The sequence below is a fragment of the Allosphingosinicella sp. genome (assembly GCF_036570505.1).
Taxonomy (GTDB): domain Bacteria; phylum Pseudomonadota; class Alphaproteobacteria; order Sphingomonadales; family Sphingomonadaceae; genus Allosphingosinicella.
In genome coordinates, this window is sequence record NZ_DATCYB010000034.1 from 1 (window position 1) to 7,437 (window position 7,437).

The 7,437-nt window shown below is 64.8% G+C and carries 9 protein-coding genes and 1 pseudogene; 3 read left to right on the forward strand and 7 right to left on the reverse strand.

The genetic code is table 11. The features are described 5' to 3' along the window. From VIR62_RS02550 to VIR62_RS02565, 4 genes and pseudogenes are all read right to left on the reverse strand, one after another. A pseudogene (locus tag VIR62_RS02550) lies at positions 1-107 on the reverse strand (50S ribosomal protein L7/L12); the annotation flags it as partial. Positions 108-174: 67 nt separating this feature from the next. Then, positions 175-690: a 50S ribosomal protein L10 gene (rplJ, locus tag VIR62_RS02555; protein ID WP_431868436.1), complete on the reverse strand. Its 516-nt coding sequence runs from the start codon at positions 688-690 to the stop codon at positions 175-177. A gap of 480 nt (positions 691-1,170) precedes the next feature. Next, positions 1,171-1,941, reverse strand: coding sequence for a slipin family protein (locus VIR62_RS02560; RefSeq protein WP_431868437.1), 771 nt, complete (start codon positions 1,939-1,941; stop codon positions 1,171-1,173). Beyond that, positions 1,942-3,330: an NfeD family protein gene (locus tag VIR62_RS02565; protein ID WP_431868438.1), complete on the reverse strand. Its 1,389-nt coding sequence runs from the start codon at positions 3,328-3,330 to the stop codon at positions 1,942-1,944. A gap of 507 nt (positions 3,331-3,837) precedes the next feature. Here VIR62_RS02565 and VIR62_RS02570 point away from each other — a divergent pair. After that, positions 3,838-4,104 (forward strand): DUF2171 domain-containing protein, encoded by a 267-nt coding sequence (locus tag VIR62_RS02570; protein ID WP_431868439.1) that lies wholly within the window; start codon positions 3,838-3,840, stop codon positions 4,102-4,104. A gap of 49 nt (positions 4,105-4,153) precedes the next feature. Here the strand turns inward: VIR62_RS02570 and VIR62_RS02575 are convergent, their stop codons facing one another. Further along, positions 4,154-4,405: a hypothetical protein gene (locus tag VIR62_RS02575; RefSeq protein WP_431868440.1), complete on the reverse strand. Its 252-nt coding sequence runs from the start codon at positions 4,403-4,405 to the stop codon at positions 4,154-4,156. Positions 4,406-4,585: 180 nt separating this feature from the next. Between VIR62_RS02575 and VIR62_RS02580 the strand changes: the two genes are divergently transcribed. Then, positions 4,586-4,846, forward strand: a complete 261-nt coding sequence (locus VIR62_RS02580; RefSeq protein WP_431868441.1) for a hypothetical protein — start codon at positions 4,586-4,588, stop codon at positions 4,844-4,846. 374 nt (positions 4,847-5,220) lie between these two features. Here VIR62_RS02580 and rplA read toward each other — a convergent pair whose 3' ends face one another. Further along, positions 5,221-5,919 carry a 50S ribosomal protein L1 gene (gene rplA, locus VIR62_RS02585; protein ID WP_431868443.1) on the reverse strand — a complete coding sequence of 233 codons (699 nt, stop codon included), beginning with the start codon at positions 5,917-5,919 and terminating at the stop codon, positions 5,221-5,223. A gap of 4 nt (positions 5,920-5,923) precedes the next feature. Then, positions 5,924-6,355 carry a 50S ribosomal protein L11 gene (gene rplK / locus VIR62_RS02590; RefSeq protein ID WP_431868444.1) on the reverse strand — a complete coding sequence of 144 codons (432 nt, stop codon included), beginning with the start codon at positions 6,353-6,355 and terminating at the stop codon, positions 5,924-5,926. Between the two features lie 428 nt (positions 6,356-6,783). Between rplK and VIR62_RS02595 the strand changes: the two genes are divergently transcribed. Then, complete coding sequence (locus tag VIR62_RS02595; protein ID WP_431868446.1) at positions 6,784-7,116, forward strand: hypothetical protein; 333 nt, start codon at positions 6,784-6,786, stop codon at positions 7,114-7,116. Positions 7,117-7,437 lie beyond the last annotated feature (321 nt).

The window sequence follows — 7,437 nt, forward strand, 5'->3', positions numbered from 1 at the left end:
GCGGCGGCCGAAACGCCCCACTTCTCTTCGAGCGCCTTGGCGAGGTCGGCGGCTTCAAGGACGGTCAGCTCGGAAAGCTTGTCGACGAGGGTGTTGATGTCTGCCATTTTATATCTCCATGCGGGGGATGCGCCCCCAAAGGTTCAGTTCAGTCGAAAGATCGGGTGGTTCGTCTTAGGCGGCTTCCTTGGCGGCATAAGCGCCAATGACACGCGCCAGCTGGGCTCCCGGCTCGTTGATGGTCCGCGCGATCTTGGTCGCGGGCGCCTGTATCAGGCCCACGATCTTGGCACGCAGTTCATCGAGCGACGGCAGCTCGGCGAGCGCCTTCACGCCGTTGACGTCGAGCAACGTCTCGCCCATCGCGCCGCCCACGATTTCCAACTTGGGGTTGGTCTTCGCGAAGTCGACGGCAGCCTTGGCGGCCGCGACCGGATCGGCAGAGGTGGCGAGCGCGGTCGGCCCGGTCAGCAGGTCGCTGATCGGGGCGTAGGTCGTGCCCTCGACGGCAATCAGGGTGAGCGTGTTCTTGGCCACCTTGTAGCGGGCGCCGGCGTCGCGCATCCGGTTCCTGAGGTCGGTGGACTGGGCCACCGTCAGGCCGAGGTTGCGGGTGATGACCACCACGGCGACCTCGTTGAACGTCTGCTTCAGCTCGGCGACGGCTTCGGCCTTTTGAGCTCTATCCATGCCTTGCACTCCAATTACGCGCGGCGGACCGTCCGCCACGCGGGTACTTGTTGTCCGAGGGGATAGGTTGCAGGCCTGATGCGAACCAGGCGGACCCGGACGCTGGCGCCCGGTCAGAAACTCTTCCCCGTCTAGGCTGGAAATTAAGGAAGCGGCTGCTCCCACCAACTGTCTCGGACGGCTGCTCGACGGGCACTGCCCGGCAAGCGAAGCCGCGCCTATAGCGCCTTTCCCGCCGGGGTCAACCTGTGCCGTGCCAAGCCCGTGAAACGTGACAAAACTTGCGCTCCACGTATTCACTACGCGCATTGCCCTGTCCCTTGATTGGAACGCGGCCCTTCAAGGTAACAACGTCATTATTATTCCCAAAGGCGACCTTCCTGCTCAGGCAGCAAAATCTACAGCTGCAGGAGGTGTCACCAAAGTGCGCAAATGCCTGCACGCAAGCGCGCCTGCCTGCACGCAGGCACCTCGTCACATCTATCCGTTCGTTCTCCCTTGGCTGGTGAACAGGTCGCCGAATTCAATCGGGAAGGGAAAGACGATGGTCGAGCTCTTCTCGCTGGCCAGCACATTCAACGTCGAGAGATAGCGTAGCTGCATCGCCTCGGGCGCTTGGCTCAGGATGCGGGCGGCTTCGAGCAGCTTTTGGGCGGCCTGCTCCTCGCCTTCGGCATTGATCACCTTGGCGCGCCGCTCGCGCTCGGCCTCCGCCTGGCGGGCGATCGCCCGGACCATGACCTCATTCAAGTCGACATGCTTGATCTCGACATTGGCGACCTTAATCCCCCAGGCATCGGTCTGGGCGTCGAGTATCTCCTGAATGTCGGCATTGAGCTTGTCACGCTCTGCGAGCATCTCGTCGAGTTCATGTTTGCCGAGCACCGAACGCAGAGTGGTCTGGGCGAGCTGACTGGTCGCCGCCATATAATCCTCAACCTGGATGGTCGCCTTTTCCGGATCGATCACGCGGAAATAGATCACTGCGTTGACCCGAACGGAGACGTTGTCGCGCGAGATCACGTCCTGGGTCGGCACGTCGAGCACCAGGGTGCGCAAGTCGATCCGGACCATTTGCTGGATAACGGGAATGAGCAGGATCAGCCCGGGGCCCTTGACGCCGGTGAAACGGCCCAGCGTGAAAATGACGCCGCGCTCATATTCGCGCAGGACCTTGATCGCCGCCATGAGGAAGAGAAGGACGAGGACGATCGCCGGAAGGTAAAAAGCCCAGTTCCCGAAATATTCCATCTATCCCTCCGTCGTTTGCGCCATTTCTCCCGACCGGTCGGGCTTCACCTGAAGCGTCAGGCCATCGATGGAGAGCACGCGTATCGGCTCTCCGGCTTGTAGCGGATCAACGCCGACCGCCCGCCATCGTTCACTATGAACGAACACATGGCCGCGCCCGTCCTCCCAATCGAGGACGGTGCCCTGCGACCCGATCAGCTCCTCGCGGCCGCTCACCACCTTTCGCCGGTGCGAAGTCATGGCGAGCCGAGTGATCGCGGCGGTTACGCCAAGGCTGACGAGCGCCACCGCCGCGAGCACGGGCCAGCTGATCCGGAATTCCGGCATGTCGGTATCGATCAATATCGTCGCGCCGAGAACGAAGGCGATGATGCCGCCTATTCCCAATATGCCGAAGGAGGGAGCAAAGGCTTCCCCGGCCATCAGTGCCACGCCCAACAGGATGAGCGCGATGCCGGCATAGTTCACCGGTAGGGCGGCAAGCGCGTAAAGACCGACCAGGAGGCAGATCGCGCCGATCGTGCCGGGATAGAGTGCCCCCGGATTCATGAATTCGAAGAGCAGGCCATAGATGCCGATCATCATAAGGATGAGGGCGATATTGGGGTTGGTGATCGCCCCGAGCAGCTGTGTGCGCCAATTGGGTTCGACATGGATGACCGCAAGATTCCTGGTGTCGAGGGTGTGTTCGGCGCCGCCGGCGATCAGCGTCCGGCCATGAAGCTGGGCGAGCAGATCGTCCATGTCGCGTGCGACCAGATCGATCACCCGCTGCTCGAGCGCCGCATTGGCCGACAGGCTCTCGGCGGTGCGAACCGCAGCCTCGGCCCAGTCGGCATTGCGGCCGCGCAACTCGGCGAGCGAGCGGATATAGGCGACGGCGTCGTTGATCGCCTTGGCCTCGCTCGAGCTTTTGGGCTGCTCGGCCTTGGCCGCTTCGTCTTTCTGTTCGCCCTCCTTTTCCTCGGAAGGCGAAAAGGGCGAGCCGCCGCCAATCTGGACGGGCGTGGCGGCGCCGACATTGGTGCCCGGCGTCATCGCGGCGACATGGCTGGCGTAAAGAATGTAGGTGCCGGCGCTGGCGGCGCGCGCGCCGCTCGGACTGACATAGGTGACGACCGGCACCGGCGAACGCAGTATCTCGCGGATAATCTGGCGCATCGACGTGTCGAGGCCGCCCGGCGTGTCCATCCGGATGATCACCAGCGGGACATTGTCCTCGGCCGCCCTGGAGAGGCCTTGCGCCAGATAGTCGGATGAGGCCGGGCCGATCGCTCCTTCGAGTTCGAGCACCAGCGCCGAACGTCCGGTCTGGGCGGGTGTAGGAACGGCCAGGCCGATCAGTGCGAGAAGCATGCCCGACCAGAGTAGGGCAATGCTGGCTTTCATCAAAAGCGTCGCACTTCCGGCGCCGCGCATCTCGCGCTCCTCTTCGATGAGGCATCACTAACACGACAGCGGTGCAAACAACCAGCATGGGCAAAAGCCTCTCCGTCAGCCGCCCACGCAACCGTCCGTGTCACTTGCGAGCTTCTATTCACCAACCTTTCGTGCTCTGGGCCGTTTCTTGTTGATCCGCATCACCGAAGATGTCTTCATTTATCCGCTCTTAGCCGCCCGCCCGCACCAGCATAAAGAGTCCGCCGGCGAAGATCAGAATTCCGTAGAAGACATTGTCGGCGGCCCCCTGTCCCAAACCGCTGTTCGGCTCAGGTGCCCGTCTGACGGCACACCGCTATACCTGCACACCTATCGGCCCCTTCTTCCGCCTACGGGTGCCCGCCCTTGCTATGTTCGGCCGGGCGAGTGTGTCACCCGCTCGAACTTGGCGCATTTCCTCCGACTGAAGGCACCGAGCTCCCTCCCGTGCGTTCGATGGCGGGAAGGAGAGCGAATATGTCCGATCTTAGCAAGATTATCGAGCATATGGAGGTGGTCGGCGCGGACGGCGTCCATCTCGGGACGGTGGACAAGGTCGAAGGCGGCCGGATCAAGCTGATCAGGGCCGACAGCGGCTCCCACGATGATCACCATCACTATGTCTCGGGCGGGCTCGTCGCGGCCGTCGAGGGCAACCGGGTTCGCCTCTCGGCCAACGCCGACGCGGCTGCGCTGCTCGAAGAAGAGAAAAGCGGGGAGCCCCTGGCCGATCTAAGGCCCTGATCCGAGGCCCGATCTCAGGGCCTGACGGGCTCCTCAACAGGGATTGGTCTCAATAGGAATTGGCGAGATCGTCGACCGGCTGCGAGGTGCCGGGCGGCGGCCCGGTGCCATTGTCGGGGTTCTGCACATTGTCCTCGGCTATCCGGTCGGCCGTGTTTTCGGACGGTTCGGCCGTCGCCGGCTCGTCCAGCTCGCCCTGCTCCGCCGCCTCGTTCAAGGGATCGGTGGCATTCTCGGCCGGGCGGTCCCCGCCGCAGGCGGAAAGGGCGAGGAGGGCGATCAGGGCAGGGGCGTGTTTCATCCGGAAGGAACGATGCGGCGCCCATAGGGTTGCACCAGCGATCTTGATGGCGGCTTCGGCACCTTCGCTGACCGTTCAATGCAATGCCCCCCGTCGAAGCGGCGCGCCTGTTCGTCGAAAGACGGGCTTTCGCTCCCATCCCGCTGGCTACGCCATCCTCTCCCCAATCAGGAGGATGCCATGACGAAGACACCCTTTATCTGGGCCGCGATCCTTACCGCTTCCCTCGGCGCGCCGGCACTGGCGCAGATGGGAGGCTCGATGATGGGCGGAGGCTCGGGCGGCGACAGCAGCTCGCCGTTCAACCGAGGCAAGATGTCGTCAGGCGACCAGAAGAAGTGGACCAAGTGCCAGGAGATGACGCCCGAAGCCATGGCCGAGGACAAGAAATGCATGCACCTCAAGAAGAAGGTGGAACGCGCCGAATCCGAGGCGCGCTGAGGCAGCTGCCGCCCGCGGCCGCCCTCATTCCTTCATGCCGGACCAGGACGCGTCGTCGGTGGTGATGTGGGGCGAGGGCGGCCGTTTGGACTGCTCGAACAGGGACACCGCGCCTCCCTTCGCTGCCTGGATCGTTTCCATCGCCGGGTGAGCGGGATGGTGAAGGCGGGGAGGCGGGCATAATCGGATTCGACCCGGACGGTGTTGGGACCGGTCCGGGGGGGTCGCGATCATATCAGCATTTCCGCCGGGCACGGCCACAATCCGCCGGGCACAGCCACAAAAAGGGCCGGAGTCCCCCCGGCCCTTCCTGTTCATTGCTCACCGGCGAAAGCCGGTGTCCAGCCTGAGTCCCGGCTTTTGCCGGGAAGCGCTCAGGCCGGAGCGACTTCCGCCACGTCGACCTTGATGCCCGGCCCCATCGAGGAGCTCAAGGCCACCTTCATGACGTATTTGCCTTTGGCGCCCGCCGGCCTGGCCTTGACGATCGCTTCCACGAACGCGTCGAAATTCTTCTTGAGGTCGGCTTCGGAGAAGCTCGCCTTGCCGATGCCGGAGTGGATGATGCCGGCCTTCTCGACGCGGAACTCGACTTGGCCGCCCTTGGCCGCCTTGACGGCCTCGGCGACGTTCGGGGTGACCGTGCCCAGCTTCGGGTTCGGCATCAGGCCCTTGGGGCCCAGCACCTTGCCGAGGCGGCCGACGACGCCCATCATGTCGGGCGTCGCGATGACGCGGTCGAAATCGATGGTGCCGCCCTGGATCGTCTCCATCAGGTCCTCGGCGCCGACCACGTCCGCGCCCGCCTTCTTCGCTTCCTCGGCCTTGTCGCCCTTGGCGAACACGGCGACGCGCACATCCTTGCCGGTGCCGGCGGGGAGGGTGACGACGCCGCGCACCATCTGGTCGGCGTGACGCGGATCGACGCCCAGGTTCATCGCGACCTCGATCGTCTCGTCGAACTTGGCGGTGGCGTTGGCCTTCACCAGCCCGATCGCCTCGGCGACCTTGTGCAGCTTCTCGCGGTCGATCGTCTCGGCGAGCTTCTTCGCCTTCTTCGAAAGCTTTGCCATCTTATCAGCCCTCCACCACGTCGAGGCCCATCGAGATGGCGCTGCCCTCGATGATCTTCGTTGCCGCGTCCAGATCGTTCGCGTTCAGGTCCTTCATCTTGGTCTCGGCGATCTCGCGGAGCGCCGAGCGCTTGATGGTGCCGGCGGAAACCTTGCCCGGCTCCTTCGAGCCCGATTTCAGCTTCGCCGCCTTCTTGATGAGGAAGGTCGCCGGCGGCGTCTTCGTCTCGAACGAGAAGCTGCGATCCGCATAGACGGTGATGATCGTCGGGATCGGCATGGCCTTCTCGACGTCGCCCGTGGCGGCGTTGAACGCCTTGCAGAATTCCATGATGTTGACGCCGCGCTGGCCCAAGGCTGGGCCGATCGGCGGCGACGGATTGGCGGCGCCCGCGGGCACCTGGAGCTTGATATAGCCCGTTATCTTCTTAGCCATTGTCTCTCACTCTGTTTCAAGCTTAGCGGTCCAAGCGGAGGGCAAAGCCCACCTCCCGCGGATTTCCAAGGCTGTAGCGCTGGAAGCGGCGCCCTTAGCGCAACCGGTGGGCGAGGGGAAGTCCCCTTGCAAAGCGCCGCGCCAAGCACCCGGAATTCGCCGCCGACTGGGAAGCGGCCCTCAAAGCCGCCGAAACCACTCTCCTCCCCTCCCGCTCGCGGGAGGGGCCGGGGAAGCCCTGTCCCAACCCCTCCGCACGAAGGGCGGCGAACCCACTGTCACCCGCTTGGCCTCCGCCGGCCTCCAGCTCCGCCGCGCCGAACCTGGCCGAATGACCAGGGCCGCCGAGCAAACCTTCCTCCGCGCCCTCTCCGACAGCGCCAATATCCGCCTCGCGGCCGCCGCCGCCTTCGCCCATTCGAGCTTCTATGCGAAGGCGCGCGCCGATCCGGTCTTTGCGAAGGAGATGCGGCGGCGCTTCGGATCGGCTACGACCGCCCGAATGCGCCTATCTCGAGCGTGCCGTCTATGACGAGAATGATCTGGCGGAGGACGAGGCGAGCTGGCGCGACCATATCGGCGACAACCCGCTCCCGCCGCTCCGCCCCGACGAGGCGCTCCAGCTCCTCTGGCTCCACCGCCGCACCTGCCGCCTCGGCTGGGACCACCGCGACGCCCAATACCGCGTCGCCACCAACCAGGAAGCTAAGACAGACCCTCCGCGTCCGCATTCGACAGATGGGGTGGAGCGCCGAGGCTAAGGAGGGGATTGCGCCCGCAATCGCCGAGTTGGACGAGGATCACGCGAACACCCGGGCGGCGAGGCGCGAGACCTAAGTCTTGCGGACTCGTCCGACGTGTCGGCGCGGCTTTGCCGCGCCCTCCTTCCCTCCCGCGCCGTCCCTTCACCCTCGTTCAGGCGAGAGCCATCTGCCCCGCGCCATGAGCCGTCCCGGGTGGCGGGGCGCGCACGAGTCGGCACGAGAGACCGGCCGGAGGCGAAGGGAGCCAGGATGCCCAACCCCACCCCTCATGCAGCGGGGCAGGCCGCCGCGCCGGACCGCCTCGGTCTCGCCGCCGCC